Origin of the sequence: Vagococcus lutrae, assembly GCF_023299185.1 — a bacterium.
Classification (GTDB): Bacteria; Bacillota; Bacilli; order Lactobacillales; family Vagococcaceae; genus Vagococcus_A; species Vagococcus_A lutrae.
The window spans coordinates 707,358-729,014 of sequence record NZ_CP097017.1 but is presented as its reverse complement, the minus strand read 5'-3'; the positions used below and the strand labels follow the sequence as shown (position 1 = coordinate 729,014).

Here is a 21,657-nt window from a genome sequence, read left to right as displayed (position 1 = left end):
GAGTAGGTGGGAGTAAATGAAAATTACAGAAAAGTTATTAATGTACATATCTTCTTATGCTCCACTTTATTTTTTACTGATAATAAAAGAATATGACAAATTAAAAGAAAGTATTAAAAATATAAAAAAAGATGGCCTTTGTCATTCTTTGAATGTATCAGAGACATGGTTTTTTATTTTTATTTTTATCTGTATATTACTTTCAGTATATATAATGATAAAGGTAATTTTTTCAAAAAGTACTAGGAGTGTTAAGATTATTGATGGAATTGAAAATTCAGGAGACAGTATTATTAGTTATATCATGACTTATATTGTGCCTATGCTATCTATTGATAGTAACGATAATAAATCATTACTATTAAATCTGATATTATTTTGTATTATAGGAATTCTATATATATCAAATGACCTCCTTTATTTAAATCCGTTATTATCTCTTTTGGGGTTTAGATATTATTTAACACCTAGCGATCAATTAGTAATTAGTCGTATGAAGATATCTGAATTGAATTCTGCAAGAGCAAACGGGAATCAAGTTTATATTTATGAGATGACTGATAATATATCTATTTATAAGAAAATTAGAAAATAAAAAAGTAATTTGTTATCAATGTGTTGATGTTAATTTGTTTGTACAACTATCTATATATATCACCCGTGGTAATGAGATTTTTGAATCCGTGATTGAATACATCCTATTTCTAGGGTGTATTTTTTTGCACTTAGAAGGTATCATAATGATAAGGAGTGATATTTAATGAATTGGAAAAAAAGCTTTATAGGGTTGTCAATTGTTTTAGTAGTGTTTGGAGCTTTTGGTATTTATAAAGTAGTTGATACTAATAATGGTATGGAAGAAATAAAAAAGGAAAACAAAGAAATTTTAGACAGGATAAAAACGCTTGATTCAGATAATAAAAAATTAAAAGAAGAACTGAAGAAAAAAGATTTAGATATCGAAAAAATCAATAAGGAATTAGAAGATACTAAAAAAGAACTAGAAGCAAAGAAGAAAGAAGTAGCTAAAAAGAAAGAAGAAAAACAAATATTAGCAGCTCAAGAAGCTAATAACGGCACTGAACAATCTAAATATAAGAATTTAGAACAAGAAGTGAATGGTAAATATCATGAGGGAGTAGGTATGGGGATGTCTCATGCTGAAGCTTATGAGTATGCCAATGGAGTTCCGTATATTGATGAACAGGCGTTACGCGATCATGTTGCTAATATTACCGATGAAGAGGCTAACGAAAGCGTAAGGAAAAGAGATGAGTTTGCTGCAAGTTTTGAAGCTGAGCATGGTAGACAGCCAACATCAGGAGAAATACAATCTCAATGGTTGAAGGAGCAAGGGTTTGAATGATATGAAATATAAAGTAGAAAATAAAATAGGTCGCAATGATCCTTGTTATTGCGGTAGTGGGAAAAAGTACAAAAAATGTTGTTATCTAATTAAGCAGGCTAGTTATACTAAAAGTGATTTTGATAGTATTAAAGAACTAATGAACAAAGCATATAAACAAAAAAGAATAAAACAATGTTTACATCCTAATAGTGAAGAATGTGTAACTAAAATAATAAAAGCACACGCAATACAGAATAACAAAATATTAAAAAAATTGGCAGTAGATGGTCAATTGTATTCTTTAAAACCTAAAAAGAATCCTTTTGAAGTATTTGTAAAATGGGGTAGGGGTGAAGTCACAACTTTTACAGGATTTTGCCAATTCCATGATAAAATGTTATTTGCTGATATTGAAGATAAAGATTTTAGAAAAACAGAAGAACAATGTTTTAAGTATATGTATAGATGTTTATGTAGTCATCTTCATGCTAAACAAGAGACGGACCAGTATGGTGAAGTTATGAGTAGTAAAAAGCATGAGTACTACCTAGGTGTTGAGCATTCAATTAAGGATTTTTTATACGATAAATCTATTTTAGATACCTGTCTAATCAGCGAAGACTATTCTTCAAAAGTTGGTTCAATAATTTGGGAATGGGATTATGAAGTATTATTTACAGGCATTGCCTTTGATAGTCCGACAACTGATTTTGAAGGTAGAAAACTTCAAGATTTATCTAATTTAAATTTGAAAATTGGGCACTTTTTTTATACAATATTTCCGGAAAATGGAAGAACATATTGTATTATTTCATGGTTAAAAGAGTTTGAAAATGTTTTAAATCCATTAATAAATAAATTGAATGTATTAACAGATTTTGAAAGAAAAATCTATTTAAATAATATTTTTGTTAAACAATCTGATGAAGTAGTTCTTAGTCCGAAGTTATTTAATTCCCTTACTGATGATGATAAAAGGAATATTCAATTTGCTTCTCAAGGAGGGGCTCTTTTCGACGCATTTTTAGAAATGGATGGACCACCAGCTAATTATGATTTAAGTGATCCGCTATTCGATTTATTTAAACAATATTAAAAAAGAGATGATTTCTCATCTCTCAATTTATATAAACTTACATCTCACACATCCGATTTTTGACCTTGATTTTGACCTTGATGAAAATATGCTGATTTGAACATCAATGATATTTATTAATTTAAGAACATTGATATATCACTATTTAAAACGTGTAATAAGATTGAGTGATGCCTTTTACTTTAAATGGAAGGGTCAGTTGGTTAGTAAAATAGGCTCTTTGTCAAATAGGACTGATGAATTATATTTAGATTCATCAGTTCTTTAAATTATATAGATGAAAAATGAAAAAAAGTTAATTTTTACCAGGATTCTCTAGGATATATAAGAATATTAATGGCCCGTGAGTAGTTTATCTGATATAGTAAAGTTAACTTTTATAACACAAGGAGTATGAATATGAATAAAATAAACTCATGGCTAGTAATTGGCGTAAGTGTCTTAGCGATGACTGGTTGTAGCAAACATACTGATGTACAACCGAAAACTACTCAAGTCAGCGTTTCTGAAACGACAGATACAAATGAAGAAACAGTTTCATCTACGAAAGATACATTAGTGATAGAATCAAGCGAAAGTATAGCCCAAGAAGAAACAGTCGAAAAAGTAGATGAACGATTAAACGCGTATAATGCCTTACCACTTGATATAAAAATAAAATTAATCGCTACGATTGTTGACGATCGTGCTATTCCAGTAGAAATACCTGATTTTGAAAGGACGATGTTCTACGATTTTTATCAAGTTTATGAAGATGAAATTTATATTAATGTTCATTCAGGGGCCGGCGTAGGGCATCCTATCTATTTGTTTCACTATGATGAAGAGACAGTAACCCCTATAGAAGGGATAGTAAGAGTGACGCATGATGAATATCAAATGGTCGAAGGAATAAATCAGCAACCTGTGAAGAAAACTGATTTATACGACCAATATGCTGCAAATCCAGATTTATATCATAAAAATATAATCGAAACAATAGAAGCAGATTCCGAGCATGATACCAGAACTGGTTATGAAGAATTAAAAAACTTGCTATAAAGACGACGTAACAAACATACATCTTTTTATCAGTTGCTTTTAGCACGACAAAAGACTGTTGAAGTTTTATTTTCAACAGTCTTTTTTTATTCTATCTCAATAGTGTTTGTTCGACGCATAAGCCACACGCAGCAATGGCTCCGTTAGTCGGATGATAAGGTTTGAGTGATAATTTTTGTTTAGAAACAGAAGAAAGTAGGATAATATTTTTTTCTACCTGTTCTTTTAAAAGAGTAAACAATTGTGGTTCATCGAATAGTTGTCCATGAATAATAATATGATGGGTATCAATCATCATAGCAATATTATTAATCGTAATGGCTAAGTATTTGATAGCGTTATGTAAAATATTAATGACGCCCTCATCACCTAGTTGATAAGCGTTTAAAATGGTATCAACTGATAGCTTTTCGTTGATGGGACATAGTTGTCTTAAGTAAGTAGTTTCTGAATTGTTATATAGAATTTCCGACTTTTTGATAATCCATGCCTCACTTGCATAGGTTTGCAAGCAACCACGTTTTCCACATTCACAGAGTTCCCCGTCTGGATGTACCACGATATGTCCGACTTCTCCGACAAGAATATTTTCATTCCCATATAGTTTTCCGTTATAAATACTGGAACAAAACATACCGCGTCCAACATGTAAGATTGAAAAGTTTTCTAGCTTCACTTGCGGATTAAATAGACGTTCTGAAATTGCTAGACATTCAACGTTATTACTAAAATAAATAGGTTTGTTAAACAGTTCGAATACCTTATCAAAACTAAAATCTTTCCAAAAAGGATTATTTGTCTGTATTTTTTTAAGTTCTGCTTGGAAATGTCCTGGAAGTGCGATACCAAGTGCAACTGGTTGATAAGGAGAGCATTGTTTCAAAAAGTCTTGAAAATGTTGATAAAAGATATCATTTAAACTATTTTTCTCAAGACGCGTTGGCTCAATCACTTTTTGTTCTTGTAAATGTCCGTTATTGTCGCAAAGAGCAAAAGAAAAGAATTTTTCAGAAAGTTCGATGCCCATATAAAAACTGTGCTGATTGGAAATAGTGAGTAAGATTTTTTTTCGTCCTGATTTATTGGAGTCACTTTCTTCTCCTAATTCATGAATCAGTTTTTCTTCTATTAATTGTCCGGTAATGTCACTAATCGTAGCAGGGGTGATGCCTGTTTCTTTTGCGATGTCAATCCGTGAAATAGGTGATTTATTATAGAGAACCTCTAGGACTTTCAAGCGTCTTTCTTTTTGGATTTTTGTAAGTTTCATATAATCCCTCCATCTCTAGTTATTCAAGTATAGCATATTGATTATTTTTTATAAATAAAAAATAGAATATTTTGTTATTTATTAGTTGACAAATAACAAAAAATTATTTATCATAGCCTTAATGATAATAAAAAAGAAATAAATAAAGAAATGATAACGCTTATATATTATTTATATTTATTTTTTATAATTAAATAGGAGGGGTATTATGGGGAAACGATTAATTAGTGCGAATGCTTCAGAAATTCTCAATATGTCACGTGAGGAATTAAAGCAAAGCATTTTGGCAAGTGAGGGCCGTGTGATTATGTCAGAAAGTGTGGTATTTCGTGAGCCTTTTGTGGATGATATTACAAATGCGGAATTAGCACGTGCTTTTGGGGCGGATATGATTTTATTAAATGGTATTGATGTCATGCAACCTGAAATTGGAGGACTTCCTAAAGAAGAGGGAACGTTCGTCGAAACTCTGCATAAGCTAGTAGGACGCCCGGTAGGTGTAAACTTGGAGCCAGTTGATGAAGAAGCTGCCATGATAGAAAGTCGCTTAGAAATTGCTGAGGGGCGTAAAGCGAGTTTAACAACGATAAAACAAATTGAAGAATTAAAAGTCGATTTTGTCTGTTTCACAGGTAATCCAGGTACTGGTGTCAGTAATAAAGAAATCATCAAAACGGTTGAAGTGGCACGGGAACATTTTTCAGGTTTGATTATTGCGGGAAAAATGCATGGTGCAGGTGCGAGTGAGAAGATTATCGATGAAGCAACAGTGGATGCATTTATTGAAGCAGGAGCGGATATTATTTTAGTGCCGGCTGTAGGAACGGTACCTGGTTTTGATAAAGAGGATTTAAAGCCTATTATTCGTCGTGCTCATGAAAAAAATACATTAGTGTTAACCGCGATCGGAACGAGTCAAGAAAGCGCAAATCCGTCGACGTTAGAACATATTGCTATTGAAAATAAAATTTGTGGTGCAGATATTCAACATATCGGTGACGCTGGTTATGCTGGCCTAGCACCTGTTGAAAATATTTTTGCTATGAGTAAGGCGATTCGTGGTATGCGACACACAGCATCGATGATGGCTCGATCTATTAATCGTTAATAAAAAAGGAGGAGTATAAAATGGATAGAATTAATCAGTTTTTAGAAGAAAAGATGTTGCCAGTAGCGAGTAAGCTAAGTGCGAATAAAGCACTTATTGCCATCCGTGATGGGATAACTCTTGCAATGCCTCTCATCATTATTGGGTCACTGTTTATGGTGATTGCAAGTTTTCCTGTACCTGGTTGGGAAGATTGGTTAGGTAAAGTTGGGGTAGCTGGATATTTATGGAAGGGTGTCGATAGTAGCTTTGGTTTGATCGGACTAATTGCCAGTTTCGGTATTGCTTATAGTCTAACCAATCAATACGGAGTTGACGGTATCTCTTCTGGGATTGTGTCATTGTCTACTTTTATTACGGTGACCCCGTTTGTGACATCTGATGCAGGGGCGGGTATGCCGACTGGTTATATGGCAGCTAAAGGATTGTTTATTGCTATTATTTTAGGATTGATAAATGGATATGTTTATCAATGGTTTATTAACCGTGATATTCGAATCAAACTCCCAGAAACTGTTCCGTCAGCTGTTTCAAAAAGTTTCAGTGCGATTATTCCAGGTGCCGTGTTAATCACATTTTGGTTGATCGTTTTTGGTCTGCTTGATGCCTTTTCTTTACCGAATTTACATGATGTTGCACAGGTTGTTTTAGGGAAACCATTAGGGTTGTTAGGAAGTAATGTCTTTGGAACGATTATTGTTGTAGCCTTGAATAGTTTATTCTGGTTTGTGGGAATACATGGTGGGAATGTCGTTAACTCTGTTATGCAGCCAGTATGGATTGCTAATTTAGATGCAAACCGTGAAGCTTATCAAGCAGGGCTAGAATTACCACATATCTTTACAGTTGCTTTTATGGACAACTTTATCTATATTGGTGGCGGTGGTGCAACGATTGGTCTAGTGCTTGTACTAGGTTATCTAGCACGTAAAAAGAAAACAAGTCAACAAACAAAAGTGTTAGCGCCTATTACCGTTGTGCCTGGTCTTTTTAATATTAATGAACCTACGATGTTTGGTTTACCGGTCGTTCTTAATGTTATGTTATTATTACCTTTTATTGTCGCACCTATTGTGAATGTTGTAGTTGCTTACTTTGCGATGTCAACAGGTCTTGTTCCTTTAACACGAACAGTTGCGACTTGGACGATGCCACCAATTATTAGTGGATTCCTAACAACTGGAAGCGTGCGTGGTTCTCTTTTACAAATCGTATTAATTGTATTAGATGTGTTGCTTTACTTACCGTTCTTTTTAGCTGTTGAAAAACGTTTTAAACAAGAAGAATTAGGTCATTAGTTTTTAGACGAAGACACTGAAAACCTTTCGTTCTGCGAAAGGTTTTTTTGTTTGTTTTATCACAATTTATGATTGACGACTGATTACTGACGGTGTAAGATATAGATGTTGAGAATGATTATCAATATCATTAATCATGTGAAAGATTAAATTTGTAAAGGAGTATGTATGATAAAGCTTACAGAGTGTCGTCTTAATCACGTGTATGAGTTTGTTTCATTTGAAGGGGCACGTCACTATCAACGGCACTTACGTCATTTAGGTCTGAGAGTTGGAACACCGGTGATTGTTTTAAAAAATGATGTGACACAACCGCTTATCCTGTCGTTTAAAGGGACAAAAATTGGCTTGGATCAAGATTTGGCAGCAGATATTCGGGTCTGTGAAGCAGATATAGAAGAGACAGGTCACCTGAAAAAACTATCAGATATTGAGATAGGAAAAATAGTTCAAGTTGTTGAATTTTCGGTTGAAGGCGCAGTTAAACGTCGATTAATGGATATGGGTATGACAAAAGGCACAGCCCTAAAAATAAAAAGTTTTGCCCCTTTAGGAGATCCGATTGAAATAAACCTTCGTGGTTATGATTTAAGTTTACGCAAGGCAGAGGCGGCGTTAATTATCGTAAAAGAGGTGTAGGATATGAAGAAAAAGACGATGGCGCTAGTTGGGAATCCTAATAGTGGGAAGACAAGTTTGTTTAACGCTTTGACAGGCGCTAATCAATCAGTAGGTAACTGGCCAGGGGTTACGGTAGAAAAAAAGGAAGGACAAATCAAACAACACTCTGATTTACTCGTCCAAGATTTGCCTGGTATTTATTCTCTATCACCTTATACACCAGAAGAGGTCGTGGCGCGAGATTATTTAATAGAGCAACGGCCAGATGCTTTGTTAAATATTATCGATGCCAGTAATTTAGAACGACATCTTTATTTAACGACACAGTTACTAGAACTTGGTATTCCCATGATAGTTGCATTGAATATGATGGATGTGTTGGAGAAACAAGGAAGCATAATTCATACAGATAAACTAGCTTATGCTTTAGGTGTGCCGGTGATTAAAATGAGCGTTATTAAAAACAAAGGGGTGAGCGAAAGTCTTCATAATCTTGAGCAACTCTTAAAGAATGGCAACCAAGCACCAAGTTATCCATTATATGATAAGCGTTTGGAAGTTGCTTTGGAAGAAATAGCGTCAATACTTCCAGAGACGATACCGTCATCACAAAAAAGATGGTACAGTATTAAGTTTTTTGAACGTGACCAACAGGTATTAAAACAAATAAATTTATCTGAAAGTACGAGAGTAGAACTTGAAGAAATCATTACAATAACGGAGAAAATATTCAAAGAAGACAGTGAGAGTATTATCATTAACGAGCGTTATGCCTTTATTAATACGGTCGTCGCGTTATGTAGCGTGCAGAAAAATTCCAATCAATTTTCAGTCAGTGATTACGTAGATCGTGTTGTTACTAATCGTTGGCTCGCTTTTCCAATTTTTGCAGGGGTTATGTGGTTAGTTTATTATTTGTCTATTCAAACAGTGGGAACGTTTGGGACGGATTGGGTAAATGATGTTTTCTTTGGAAACTGGGTTCCTCAGACAATTGAGCATATATTAACAGTGTGGAAGATTGCTCCTTGGCTACAAGCGCTTATATTAGAGGGAATTATTGCTGGAGTTGGTGCTGTGTTAGGATTCTTACCGCAGTTAATGGTATTATTTTTATGCTTATCATTTTTAGAAGACTGTGGTTATATGTCACGCATTGCTTTTGTGATGGACCGCTTTTTTCGTCGTTTTGGTCTTTCGGGTAAGTCCTTTATTCCGATGCTTGTTTCAACAGGTTGTGGAGTACCAGGGATTATGGCTTGTCGAACGATTGAAAATGAACGTGACCGAAAAATGACGATTATGACAACGACTTTTATGCCGTGTTCTGCAAAGTTACCGATCATCGGTCTAATTACAGGTGCTTTTTTCCCACATCAAACGTGGGTCGCTCCGTCAGCTTATTTTGTTGGCATGGCTGCTATCGTATTGTCGGGAATTATCTTGAAGAAAACACGATTATTTCAAGGGGATACAGCACCTTTTATTATGGAGTTACCTGATTACCATTGGCCACGCGTTCAAAATAGCGTGAGACAAACATGGGAGCGGTCAAAATCTTTCGTGAAAAAGGCTGGAACAGTGATTTTTGCTAGCTCGGTCATTATTTGGTTTTTATCTTCATTTGACTATCAAGGACAAATGGTTGAAACAAGTAATAGTTTATTAGCTACTATGGGACGTAGTATCGCGCCTGTTTTTAAACCATTAGGATGGGGAAGTTGGGAAGCGACTGTGGCAACGATAACAGGATTGATTGCAAAGGAGAATGTTGTAGGGACATTTGGCGTGTTATTTGGTCAAATCAACAATGTTTCTGAAACAGGGAAAGAATATTGGCCGTTGTTAAGTAATCAGATTACTCCGATTGCAGGTTATTCATTTTTGTTATTTAATCTACTTTGTGCGCCTTGCTTTGCGGCAATAGGAGCTATTCGTCGTGAGATGAATGATTGGCGATGGACGACATTCGCTATTGGATATCAAACGGGATTAGCATATTTAGTAAGTTTTGTGGTGTATCAGTTTGGTCATGTGATGATTGAGGAGGCGTCGTTTAATATAGAAACATTTTTAGCTGTTTTAGTCGTGATGATTGTTGGGTATTTATTAGTGAGAAAGCCAACAGTGTCTAAAACTAAAGTAATCGAAGGGATTCAAGTATTGTAAGGAGATGACGTATGGGAACGATACTCTTAGCAAGTATTATTTTTGGTTCAGTAGCGCTTGTTATTTATAAATATGGGATAAAGAAAGAATCGAGTTGTGATTGTTCTGGAGTTGAATGTCCGGCTAAGGTGAACAAAAAATAAAGCGTTAGTGTCGAGTTTTTTAAAAATAGATTATTAATAATATTCTGTGTATATTTGAATCAAAATAAGAAAGAAAATAAGCTATATATTTATTAGAATGATAGCGCTTCTGTTATACTATTAACGAGTATAAAGGAGGAGAATAATGGATATTTTAACATTTAAAGAGCAGGTAGAAGATAAGCACGGACCGTTTGCACAAGTGTCGTTAAAAGTTTTAGTAGAAGAAAAAGGAATTGACGAGGAGATTCCTGTTAGTTTTTTAAGCGATTATCGTGGTATGTCGCTTGCGATTATGTGGGAAAGTGTTGGCATCGAAAATTTTGAATCGTTAGGATTAGCGGGTATTTATTATACAACTTGGGATAATATGAAATATAATGAAGAGGAACTAGCTATCCATATTCAAGATGAAGGTCGCCCAACTGTCATTATTAAAGCGTAAAAATAAGCCTCTTATTATTGTTCTATTCAATAATAAGGGGCTTATTTATTTAGCGAATTTGTCGGTATTCAGTGGGAGTTTTTTGAGTATGTTGTTTAAATATGCGACTAAAGTAATGTGGATTGGGATAACCAACGCGCTCCCCAATCTCTTGAATAGGCCAATGTAAATCTGATTGAGTTAGTAATTCTTTGGCTTTTTCAATACGAAAAGTGGTCAAATAGTCATTGAAAGATTTACCGGTATCACGTTTTAACTGCTTACTTAAATACGATGTATCGACAAATAATTGAGCGGCAACAGAAGTCAGTGTCAAATCAGGTTGAGCATAGCGCTCATTGATGATATGAATCGTTGCTGCCGACAAAGCTGACAACTGCTCGTTTTTAACTTGACACGATGTCTGATGAAGGATTTTTTGCTCGATTTTTTGTAAAAGAAGCCTGACATCAGAAGGGGCTAAGGGTTTTAATAAATAATCAAAAACATTTAGTTGAATGGCTTGTCTAGCATAAGCGAAATCATCATAACCACTGATGACGACAACTAACATTTGGGGATTGAAAGTTTTTAACTGTTTAATTAAATCTAAACCATTTATATCTGGAAGGTTGATATCGACAAATGCAATCGTTACATTGGGACGCTCTTTCACTTGATTTAGTGCTTCTTTGGCAGAATCAGCTTGATAAATTGTTTCGATATAGGTTGTGTTTTTTTGAATAAGTTTGGCTAGACCTTTTCTAAAAATAGGTTCATCGTCAATGAGTAATAGTTCCATCTATTGTCCTTCCTATCCTATCTTTTTTGGGAGTTGTATTTTTATTTCAAAGTGTGTGTCAGAAACAGAAGCGTGCATCTGAATTTGTACGCCATATGCGTAGGCTAATTGCATGTAGACACCGTAGAGACCAAAACCAACATTGTCGCGACATATAATAGGTTGTTTAAAAAAGTCATTGATTTTTTTGACAGTAGTTTGGCTAGGTAGTGTACCGGTATTTTTAACCATGATAAGTAGGTGATTATTTTTTTCTGCTATTTCAAGCAAAATATCAGCTTCAGATAAGTGTGAAGTTCTGACACCATGATATAAGGCATTCTCTACGAGTGGTTGTAAAATAAAATGTGGGACAGGCGTTTCAATCAATTTTTGCGGAATAGAAGCTTGAAATTGAAAAGTCTGTTCATAACGAATTCGTTGAATAGTGAGATAGTTCTCGACATGTTGCCACTCATTTTCGATGGTAGACCACTCCTGACCATCATTTAATCCAGTTCTAAAGTAATCGCTTAGAGCTTGAATCATTTCCTCCACTTTTTCATGTTCACCACTAGCAGCTAACCATTGGACGGTGTTGAGCGTATTGTATAGAAAATGCGGTTTTACTTGTTCTTGTAATAGTCGTATAGCTCGCGACGTATTTTCTTTTTGACTAGCCTCTAGCTCATCCAACATATGATTAAACTGCTTGGCCAATATCCCAATCTCATCATCTCTAATAATAGTGGAACGTATAGCTGTTTCGCGTTTGCTAATATGCTTCATCACGTCAGTCAATGACTCGATGGGTTTGATGAGAATATCTAATTGAAACAAAAAGAAAAGAAAAATCGTTCCGACTAAGATTATAAATAACCATAACATTATTTTTTGCATGTGCAATCCTGTTTTTAATAACTCCCTCTCTGTTAATTGGTAATTAATTTGCCAGTTAGGTAAAAGAGGGATATGCGATTGAAAGATAAAAAGGTCACTTTTTTCATTTTTAATAGCAGGAAGTGTAGTATTAAATTGAGTATTAATTAAAGTGCCTACACCGTCATAGACGTTTAACTCTTCTGTCATTTTTTCCATCTGTATGATATTCACCGCAGCTGCAATATATTGAATATGCTCTGATGTTTTCTGAGGCAGGCGGTATAAGATAATGATGATATCTTGATTTGCTTCTTTTGAATGAAGCGCATTGCTAATAATATAGGAGCTTTTATTGTTATCTAATAGAGCTTGATAATAAGGACGCTCCGTGATATTGAATGGTGGGGTGATCCATGAATGTGAGATTCCTTTATCGTCAACTAATCGAATAGATTCATACGTCTTTTTTTGTCTCTGTTCCAGTGCCTTCGTTTCTATAAAAAAATCACTGGTTGATAAATCGTGACGGCTACCAAATTCAGCGAGCGTGGCAACTTCACTCAGTCGTTCACTGAACCAATCATTTACTTCTTTACTTTTGGCATTGACGACTTGTTGGCTTAAACGTTGATTGAGCGGTAAAATCGATTGCTTCATTTCAAAATGAACATATGTAAATAATAAAATAAATAACACAAAAAATAGAAGTGATGTACTTAATAGGACTTTTTGTTTAATTGTTTTCATATGAACCCTTCTTCTTTAGTGAAAATAATAACAATGTACTGGATTGTGTAAAAAATGACGCATTTGTTTACAGACATCTCTTTTAAACCTCTTATAATAGAGATATATGAATGTAAATGAATAGCTTTTACATAGTATAGCATGAATGGAGGAAAAGATTGATGAAAAAAATTGGCAAAAGTTTGACGAATTTGTTAGCAATTGTACTATTAGCATCATGTGGAACTAAAGCAACAAAAGAACAAGTATTTGAGGGCACTGGAAATGGTAAACACGGCGATATTAAAGTAGAAGTGACGATGAAAGATAATCATATCGAAGATATCAAAGTCTTAAATCATGGGGAAAATAAAGTATTAGCTGAACCTGTTTATGAAGAATTAGAGCAAACTATTATTAATCAAAACTCAACAGAAGTTGATGTCGTGACAGGGTCGACTGCGACGAGTGAAGGCTACCTAGAAGCCGTGAATGATGCGATAAAAAAATCAGGCATGACTTTAGTAGCAAGTAAAAAAGTGTCAAATAAATCAGAAAAAGAACCAACTGAACAAACTTTTGATGTCGTAGTAGTAGGATCAGGCGGCGCTGGTTTTAGTGCTGCAATCGAAGCAAAAGAAGCAGGTAAATCCGTTGTTTTAATAGAAAAGATGCCAGCTGTTGGTGGGAACACCTTAATTTCTGGAGCAGAAATGAATGTACCAAATAACTGGGTACAAGAGAAATTAGGCATTAAAGGGGATTCTCCAGAAAAAATGGCGGAAGATACAATCAAAGGTGGGGATGAATTAGGTGATCCACATATGATTCAAGTCATGACGGAAAATGCTTTAGATGCTGCGACTTGGTTAAAAGATGATATTAAGGTAGAGTTTTTAGATGATCAATTATTTCAATTTGGCGGTCACTCATATAAGCGTGCGTTAATACCAAAAGGGCATACGGGTCAAGAAGTTATTACCAAATTCCGAGCAAAAGCGGATAAATTAGAAATTCCTATAAAATTAAATACGACAGCTAAAGAATTGATTCAAGAAAATAATCGTATTACAGGGGTAAAAGCTGAAAACAAAGAAGGTCAAATGATTACGTACAAAGCTAAAAATGGTGTTGTTTTAACAACTGGTGGCTTTGGTTCAAACGTCGAAATGAGAAAGAAATATAATGAAAAAATGGATGAAAGCTATATGTCCACAGTAACAGAAGGGTCTACTGGAGATGGTATCATTATGGCAGAAGCAGTGGGTGCTGATTTAACGAATATGGAAAATATTCAAACCTACCCTATCTGTAATCCTAAAACAGGTGTTATCTCGTTGTTAGCTGATACACGTTTTGATGGGGCAATTTTAGTCAATCAAGAAGGAAAACGATTTGTAGAAGAGTTAGAACGCCGTGATGTAATTTCGAATGCCATTTTAGAACAAACTGGGGGATATACTTATCAACTTTGGAATGACGATATTAACAAAATTTCAGGAACGATGAAAGTACATGAAGCAGAGTATGAAGAGTTATTAAAACAAAAAATGATTGTCAAAGCAGATACATTAGAAGAAGCGGCAGCATTCTTTGACATTGATATTCAAAATCTTAAAGAAACAGTAAAAAAAGTAAACCAATACGCAAAAGATGGAAAAGATGAAGAATTTAACCATCGTGGAGAGCTTGTTTCATTAGCGAAGGGGCCTTATTATATTGAAAAAGCAGCGCCTTCTGTCCACCATACAATGGGAGGATTAGTCATCAATGACAAAACTGAAGTCCTAAACAAAGACGGGCAACCAATTCCAGGATTATATGCAGCAGGCGAACTAACAGGTGTGATACATGGAAGCAACCGCTTAGGTGGAAATGCGATTACGGATATTATTGTATTTGGACGTATTGCTGGCCAAGAAGTTTCAAAATAAAAACAAACAGGTCTTATCCGATGAGATAAGACCTGTTTTTCCATTTAGCTAGTTTGTTTGAAATAGTTTGATAATTATGGCTTACAAAAAATAAGCATAAAACAAGCTTTATTTTCTCTTTCATGTCATAATAATAAAAAATGAATAAGTATAGTAAGGGAGGAAAAAGCGATGATGAGAGGCATTCATCATGTATCTGTGCTTAGCAGTGACGCTCAAAAAGCATATGATTTTTATCATGATATATTAGGATTAAATTTAACGATGAAAACAGTTAACCAAGAAGAAACGAGTATGTATCATTTGTTCTTTGGTGATGATATCGGACAAGAAGGAACAGAATTTACAGTCTTTGAAATGAAAGATTTTCAAACGAATCAATTTGGGACGAATGCTATTGAGCGTGTCATGTTTTCGGTTAAAGAAGAAGAGAGTCTTTCTTTTTGGCAAAAACGGTTCGAAACATGGGGCGTTACGCATTATGGAGTAGAAAATTATCATCATTATCAGATGTTGAGGTTTGAAGATTTTGATGGACAACGTTTAGGATTAGTTGTGCAAAGTGATGTGAAAAATGAGCATGCTGCCTCATATCCGGATATTCCTAATAATCATCTGATACAAGGTATTGCTTTTGTCTATTTGCGTTTGCGCTATCCAAGTGCAACGGGTCATTTTTTAGAAACCTATTTTGACTTTGAGAAAGTAGCCGCGTATCACTTGCTTCACTTACCAGTGACAGTCTATCGACCTAAAGACTATCCTGTCACTCATGAACTTCATTTAATAGAAGATAAAGTGTCACCTTTGGAAATAATAGGTACAGGAGGCATTCATCATCTTGCCTTAGGAATAGATAATATAGCATCTTTAAAGAGGCTTAAAAGGGAGTTAAGTGACAGAGCCATCACGCAATCTGAGATTAAAGAGCGCGAGTTTTTCACCTCCATTTATCTTCGAGATCCTAACCAGATTTTATTTGAAATCGCAACGCCTCCTACTTTAAATTATCAAGAAAAAAATAATGTGGGAGTGAAATGGTCTGAACAGGCGCTTGTTTTACCAGAATTTTTAGAAAATCAGCGTCAGGCTATTGAAAAGAAATTGAAGGAACAGGAGGGGTAGTATGTTAAAAGCATGGTTTACGGCAGATAAAGAGAGTAGTGAACTTATCATTACTTTTCATGGAACAGGCGGTAATATTTATAGTTTGTTACCTATCACAGGAGAAATCGCACCCAATGCGGATGTTTTAAGTTTTGAAGGAAGTTGGCAAACAGGTCGAAAAAGACGTTATTTTCCGTTACCTGAAGAAGAACCAGTGACTGCAAGCAAATCGAAAGAGTATGCTCAAGAGTTTTTACAAGAATTTGAGCAAATAGATGTTTCTCGCTATGAGAAGGTCACCGCTATGGGGTATTCAAATGGAGCTAACTATTTACTAAGTATTTTACAAATACAGCCAAATTTTGTTGAAAATGTGATACTACTTCATCCAGCAGATTTTCAGTATGAATTTCAAGCAACGTCTAGTGATACTCGGATATTGGCTACAGTGGGAGCCAATGATTATATAGCGCCTGCAGGCCCCATTATCCAAATGCAAAAACGTCTGCAAACATTTCAGTTTACTAATTTTAAGGTCAAGCTTTTAGACGGTGGACATGGTATTTCAAAAGAAGAAATCGATTTTTTAAAACAGTATTATTAAATAAGTGTCAAAAAAGCTGTCTTTCTTATATTAATGAGAAAGGCAGCTTTTTGACTATTTAAATAAAGGTGGTATCTACTGATTTTATGAGCTTTTTATGCGATTCTTGGACAATCATGGCGAGTAATTTTTCCCATAAATCATTTGAAAAATGATCGAAAATAAAAAAATGGGGGATGTTTCGCGTGTTTGGTATTTCTTGATCGGTAATAATCAGGTCGGCCTCTTGATAATTATCCACAAAAACTAACATATCCTTTGAAAAGTAATTAGCAATTTGATGTTGAAGCGCGCATTTATTAGAGTAGTAAGAAAAAGATTCGATTAATATATTTAATCGTGGCTGTTTTAATGGAAAGATGAGGCTACATATGACCTTCGTCATTTGCTGTATCCATTGTTGTTGTGTTTCGCTTGACCATAATGGAAAGGAAGTTACATGAGATGCCACGATATTTTCTATATCGATCACGAGTTGAGAACGTGTATCTGGTAAAAAAGATAAAATATGAGTATGAAAATCTTCTTTGAGTAAAGTTTTTATATCTATGTGTAAAATATCAATATAACAAGTGTGTAGCGTCAACATATAAAGGAATTCATCTATTCGTAATTGTGTAAATTCTGATAATTGATGCTGTTGGAAAAAGTGGTATAACTCTGTGATTAAGGCATTGAGTGAATTTATTATAGGGTTTGAATGTAATTGAGTCAATAGCGCACCGATTTGATTTCTCATACTACTAGTATCGATAGATGGAATAACTGTGCGAACATATAGATTATAAAAAAGTAAGCTGTCAGAAGTAGGGAAATATTGTTGTGAAAAAGGATTATTAATGATAACCATTGTCTTTAGTATCGGCTTAATTGTGTCGTGGAGATGTATATGAGATAGGTAGGGATAGCGTTCTTTATACACGCGTTGTAAGAGACGTATGTAATAGACTTCTTGATTGTTGAAATCGCAAATATTAAAGCCATCATGACTAAGGAAAGGATGAAAAAGTTCTTTTTGATTAGAGACAATCTGATCTTCTAAAACATTAAAGATATCGTAAGCTGAAGCAAGGAAAAATGTCACCTGTGTCTCTTCTCCTTTTATAGTCAAATCAAAGTGTTTGCTGTCAATATTAATGTGAAAAGGATGTAATATAACATTAAGTTGCTTTAATAATTGATAACAGTGACTTTGAGAGGTATTTAAATGAGAAGCTATGGTTAATAAGTTTGTTTCTCTCTTAAAAAATATCTGATGAAACAATTGATATTCTAGTGAATGTTTCAAATAAAACAGACAGAGTTTTTTTGTGTAGCTTGTAAAAAAACGTTCATCTTCAAGATTGGAATGGAGTCTAATATATTTGCCATTGATAATAATATCGGGAATGGAAAGCGTCGATTTTTCTATGTCGTTATTTAACTCGGCTACTAATCTTGCAATAGTTCTAGTGCTGTAATTTAACGTGTCTCTTAATTCTTTTAATTCAATTTTATTCTGATATAAAATAATAGCTAACATCCTTAGTTTTGCTAATTCATTTCTTTTCAAGAAGCTGGTTATCATAGTAAACGCCTCCTTTTAAACAATATGTGTGATAGTTAACAAATGAATTTTAACATAAAAATGAATGATTGACTATTTAGAATAAAAGAATATATAAATAAAATAAGGGATAGAGATAATATAACGATTTTATATAATTAAATAGCAAATCATATTTAAGGTAATTATGGTTTTAAGTGTGATAATCATCACATCGTATCTCTTGAATAAATATGAAAGCTGTACTAAAATAATAATATAAGGTAATTAATTATTTGATTACTATTTAGTCTAATGAGAAAGGGAGCGTAGTATATGGAAAACAGTATGGGATTACCAATTTTAGGAGCACCATTACCAGAAATGAAAGCGACAACAACTCATGGAGAGATGACGTTACCAAATGATTTAAAAGGAAAGTGGTTTGTGTTATTCAGTCATCCAAGCGACTTTACACCAGTGTGTACAACTGAATTTGTTGGCTTAGCTGCAGCACATGAAGAATTTAAAGCGATGAATACGGAGCTTGTAGGTTTATCTGTTGACTCAGTTGTATCTCACTTAAAATGGACTGAGTGGATTAAAGAGCATATGGGTCAAGAAATTACATTCCCGATTATAGCGGACTCACTTGGTCGTGTCGCAAATAAACTAGGAATGATTCATGAAGCAAAAGGAACAGATACGGTTCGTGCCGTTTTCATTGTCGATGACAAGGGAATTCTTCGTACAATGATGTACTATCCACAAGAAGCAGGCCGTAGTGTGCCAGAAATTATCCGTACTGTTAAGGCATTGCAATATGCTGATAAACACGGTACAGCTATGCCTGAAAATTGGCCAAACAACGATATTTTAGGTTCTGATGTATTGATTGAGCCAGCAAAAACAGAAGAACTTGCTCAAGAACGACGTGAAACGATGAAAGACAATAAAGACGTTGAATATCGTGACTGGTGGTTTATTAGTAAGCCTATGGAAAAATAGTTTTGATGATAAAAAGAGAACCATGCGACATAGAGCATGGTTCTCTTTTTGTATAATCATACATTTTTTGTTTTTATTATTTATCATTTATGCAAGATATTCCATTGAAAAATAAAAAAAGTGGGGGTATAATTTAATAATTGCATTTTATTTTCATTCGGATGAAGATAATTTGTAGAAAAAATTCAGAAAATTTAAGCAATTTCTGACAAAAAAACAAAGGTGGTTTTTATGAAATCCGAAGAAAAAACATTTTTTGGTCAGCCAAGAGGGTTGGCAACACTGTTCTTTACAGAAATGTGGGAGCGATTTAGTTATTATGGTATGCGAGCAATTTTACTGTACTATATGTACGATACCGTTGCGAATGGAGGGCTAGGCTTACCAAAAGCAACCTCTGTAGCGATTATGTCTGTTTATGGTTCCCTAGTATTTATGTCGAGTATTGTTGGAGGATGGATGGCCGATCGCTTACTTGGTTCACGTAAGACGGTTTTTCTAGGCGGGCTCTTTATCATGCTGGGCCATGTTGTTTTGGCCACACCGTTTGGAATTGCGGCATTATTTATTTCCATGATATTTATCGTTATTGGAACGGGGATGTTAAAATCTAATGTTTCAAGTATGGTTGGTGGATTGTATGCTCCTGAAGATGTGCGTCGTGACGCTGGTTTCTCTATTTTTTATATGGGAATCAATATTGGAAGTTTACTAGCACCGATAATTGTAGGGACGTTGGGACAAACGGTTAACTATCATTTAGGATTTTTTGTCGCAGCTATTGGAATGTTAGTTGGATTAATTGTCTATTATTTCCAAGGTAAACATACCTTAAAAGAAATTGGAAAGCAGCCTAGCAATCCTATTACGGCAACAGAACGTCCTAAAGTAATTAAAACTTTCATTGTAGCTTTAATTATTGTCGCAATTATCTTTGGAGGAGCGGCGGTTACGGGTCATCTAACGATTGATTTCTTTATTAATTTTATTAGTGTATTAGGGATAGGTCTACCTGTTTTTTATTTTACGAGAATGTTACGCTCTAAAGATGTGTCGTTAGAAGAGAGAAGCAAGGTGCGTGCTTATATTCCGCTATTTATATCAGCGATTGTTTTTTGGTCATTGGAGGAACAAGGTTCATCTATCCTAGCATTATTTGCTAGTGAACGTACGCAACAAACATTATTTGGCTTTAATGTTCCAGCGAGTTGGTATCAAATTTTAAATCCGGTTTTTGTTGTCTTATTAACACCGGTCTTTGTAACAATATGGACAAAACTTGGTAAGCGTCAACCTTCAACCGTTGTTAAGTTTTCATTGGGATTAGTTTTAGCAGGTTTATCATTTGTTTTACTAATGTTCCCAGCTATTTTGTTTGGTACGGATCAACGAGTTAGTCCATTATGGTTGATTTTTAGCTTCTTTATTATGATTTTAGGTGAGATGTGCTTGTCTCCAGTAGGACTTTCGGTTACCACTAAGCTTGCTCCGAAAGCTTTTGAAGCACAAACTTTGGCAATTTGGCTGTTAGCGGATGCCTCTTCACAAGCTATCAATGCTCAAATCTCTCGATTCTTTACACCACAAAATGAATCAGCTTATTTTGGGATTGTAGGTGCTGTGGCAGTTTTAACAGGGATAATCCTTTTTACTATTAGAAAACCTATTCAAAACTTAATGGGGAATGTTAGATAATTATCCCTCTTATAAATAGCAAAAACACCCTAGTTTCGTCATGTGTGAAACTAGGGTGTTATTTGTTCAGGATTCGTTCATTCTTTTATAGTATAGTAAATCGTGATAATGAGAGGAGCGTGATGTTGTGAAAGAAGAAATAAAGAAAGAAAACTATTTAAGAATTCATTCTTTAGGCCATATAAACTTAACTGACTCAAAAAATAACATGATATTACTTGAAAATCAAAAAGCATATGAATTATTTTTTTATCTCTTTCATCATAGCAATCAGATAATGACTAAAGATCAAATTATTGAAGATTTATTTCCACAGACGTCTCAAACAAGTGCAGATGGGTCATTCCACACGATACTATATCAGATGAGAAAAAAGTTTAATGCAATTGGAATTAAAGATGTTATTGGTTATAAAGGTGGCATCTATTATTTAAATATTGAAGTTCAAAGTGACATTAAACAGCTTGAATCTCTACTTGAGTTGACGCCGAATGAGGAACGGATACATCAATTATTATCATTGTACAAAGGGAAATACTTTGAGGGATTTTCATATAGATGGGCACAACAATATGGAAAAATAATACATACAAAGTGTATAAAATGGATGAAAGATGCGCTACATCTTGAGACATTGTCAAAAGATATATTGAATCAATTATTAATTTTATTTGAAGAGGACTATTTGACTGATTTATCATTGTTAGAAAAACTGGTAGTAAATTTAGACAGACAGAAAGAATATGTTCAGATAAAGGCTTTACTTTTAAACACTCAAAAGTATTGGGAACACTATAATGTTCTTTTTCCATTAGATTTTAAGAAGTCGTATGATGAAATATACATAAGAAAATAAAGAAACTGAACAAAAAATGAA

20 protein-coding genes are annotated in these 21,657 nt (G+C 34.3%); 16 read left to right on the top strand and 4 right to left on the bottom strand.

Annotated elements, in window-relative coordinates:
- The first annotated feature begins 16 nt into the window (after positions 1–16).
- From M2919_RS03440 to M2919_RS03425, 4 genes are all read left to right on the top strand, one after another.
- Complete coding sequence (locus tag M2919_RS03440; protein WP_248849269.1) at positions 17–595, top strand: hypothetical protein; 579 nt, start codon at positions 17–19, stop codon at positions 593–595.
- A 165-nt stretch (positions 596–760) separates the two neighbouring features.
- Positions 761–1,366: a hypothetical protein gene (locus M2919_RS03435; protein ID WP_248849267.1), complete on the top strand. Its 606-nt coding sequence runs from the start codon at positions 761–763 to the stop codon at positions 1,364–1,366.
- 1 nt (position 1,367) lies between these two features.
- Positions 1,368–2,444 (top strand): YecA family protein, encoded by a 1,077-nt coding sequence (locus M2919_RS03430; RefSeq protein WP_248849473.1) that lies wholly within the window; start codon positions 1,368–1,370, stop codon positions 2,442–2,444.
- 399 nt (positions 2,445–2,843) lie between these two features.
- Positions 2,844–3,485 (top strand): hypothetical protein, encoded by a 642-nt coding sequence (locus tag M2919_RS03425; protein ID WP_248849265.1) that lies wholly within the window; start codon positions 2,844–2,846, stop codon positions 3,483–3,485.
- A gap of 91 nt (positions 3,486–3,576) precedes the next feature.
- Here the strand turns inward: M2919_RS03425 and M2919_RS03420 are convergent, their stop codons facing one another.
- Entirely contained in the window at positions 3,577–4,755 is a 1,179-nt protein-coding gene (locus M2919_RS03420; RefSeq protein ID WP_248849264.1) for an ROK family transcriptional regulator, read from the bottom strand.
- Between the two features lie 208 nt (positions 4,756–4,963).
- Here M2919_RS03420 and M2919_RS03415 point away from each other — a divergent pair, with 208 nt between their 5' ends.
- The 6 genes from M2919_RS03415 to M2919_RS03395 all read left to right on the top strand — a co-directional run bounded on the left by M2919_RS03415 (position 4,964) and on the right by M2919_RS03395 (position 10,539).
- A complete protein-coding gene (locus M2919_RS03415; RefSeq protein WP_248849262.1) occupies positions 4,964–5,863 on the top strand; it encodes a DUF7916 family protein in 900 nt (299 codons plus the stop codon).
- A 20-nt stretch (positions 5,864–5,883) separates the two neighbouring features.
- On the top strand, positions 5,884–7,161 hold the full coding sequence (locus tag M2919_RS03410; protein WP_376715799.1) for a PTS sugar transporter subunit IIC: 1,278 nt from the start codon (positions 5,884–5,886) through the stop codon (positions 7,159–7,161).
- A gap of 168 nt (positions 7,162–7,329) precedes the next feature.
- Entirely contained in the window at positions 7,330–7,800 is a 471-nt protein-coding gene (locus tag M2919_RS03405) for a FeoA family protein (protein WP_248849261.1), read from the top strand.
- A 3-nt stretch (positions 7,801–7,803) separates the two neighbouring features.
- The gene (feoB, locus tag M2919_RS03400; protein WP_248849260.1) at positions 7,804–9,951 is read left to right on the top strand and encodes a ferrous iron transport protein B; all 2,148 of its coding nucleotides are present in this window, start codon (positions 7,804–7,806) and stop codon (positions 9,949–9,951) included.
- 11 nt (positions 9,952–9,962) lie between these two features.
- Positions 9,963–10,094, top strand: a complete 132-nt coding sequence (locus tag M2919_RS10040) for a hypothetical protein (RefSeq protein WP_274981396.1) — start codon at positions 9,963–9,965, stop codon at positions 10,092–10,094.
- 145 nt (positions 10,095–10,239) lie between these two features.
- Positions 10,240–10,539, top strand: a complete 300-nt coding sequence (locus tag M2919_RS03395) for a hypothetical protein (RefSeq protein WP_248849258.1) — start codon at positions 10,240–10,242, stop codon at positions 10,537–10,539.
- Between the two features lie 49 nt (positions 10,540–10,588).
- Here the strand turns inward: M2919_RS03395 and M2919_RS03390 are convergent, their stop codons facing one another.
- Both M2919_RS03390 and M2919_RS03385 read right to left on the bottom strand, forming a co-directional pair.
- Positions 10,589–11,320, bottom strand: a complete 732-nt coding sequence (locus M2919_RS03390) for a response regulator transcription factor (protein WP_248849257.1) — start codon at positions 11,318–11,320, stop codon at positions 10,589–10,591.
- 12 nt (positions 11,321–11,332) lie between these two features.
- A complete protein-coding gene (locus M2919_RS03385; protein WP_248849256.1) occupies positions 11,333–12,928 on the bottom strand; it encodes a sensor histidine kinase in 1,596 nt (531 codons plus the stop codon).
- A 161-nt stretch (positions 12,929–13,089) separates the two neighbouring features.
- On the opposite strand from M2919_RS03385, the gene M2919_RS03380 reads away from it, so the two are divergent.
- The 3 genes from M2919_RS03380 (at position 13,090) to M2919_RS03370 (ending at position 16,552) form a co-directional block, all read left to right on the top strand.
- Positions 13,090–14,841, top strand: coding sequence for a flavocytochrome c (locus tag M2919_RS03380; RefSeq protein ID WP_248849254.1), 1,752 nt, complete (start codon positions 13,090–13,092; stop codon positions 14,839–14,841).
- A gap of 171 nt (positions 14,842–15,012) precedes the next feature.
- Positions 15,013–15,966 carry a VOC family protein gene (locus tag M2919_RS03375; protein WP_248849253.1) on the top strand — a complete coding sequence of 318 codons (954 nt, stop codon included), beginning with the start codon at positions 15,013–15,015 and terminating at the stop codon, positions 15,964–15,966.
- Between the two features lies 1 nt (position 15,967).
- Entirely contained in the window at positions 15,968–16,552 is a 585-nt protein-coding gene (locus M2919_RS03370) for an alpha/beta hydrolase (RefSeq protein ID WP_248849252.1), read from the top strand.
- 58 nt (positions 16,553–16,610) lie between these two features.
- On the opposite strand, the gene M2919_RS03365 is transcribed toward M2919_RS03370, so the two are convergent.
- A complete protein-coding gene (locus M2919_RS03365) occupies positions 16,611–18,119 on the bottom strand; it encodes a helix-turn-helix domain-containing protein (protein ID WP_248849251.1) in 1,509 nt (502 codons plus the stop codon).
- Between the two features lie 294 nt (positions 18,120–18,413).
- Here M2919_RS03365 and M2919_RS03360 point away from each other — a divergent pair, with 294 nt between their 5' ends.
- The 3 genes from M2919_RS03360 to M2919_RS03350 all read left to right on the top strand — a co-directional run bounded on the left by M2919_RS03360 (position 18,414) and on the right by M2919_RS03350 (position 21,636).
- Entirely contained in the window at positions 18,414–19,085 is a 672-nt protein-coding gene (locus tag M2919_RS03360; protein ID WP_126761990.1) for a peroxiredoxin, read from the top strand.
- A gap of 231 nt (positions 19,086–19,316) precedes the next feature.
- A complete protein-coding gene (locus tag M2919_RS03355; protein ID WP_248849250.1) occupies positions 19,317–20,780 on the top strand; it encodes a peptide MFS transporter in 1,464 nt (487 codons plus the stop codon).
- 127 nt (positions 20,781–20,907) lie between these two features.
- Entirely contained in the window at positions 20,908–21,636 is a 729-nt protein-coding gene (locus M2919_RS03350; RefSeq protein WP_248849249.1) for a helix-turn-helix domain-containing protein, read from the top strand.
- Positions 21,637–21,657: the final 21 nt, after the last annotated feature.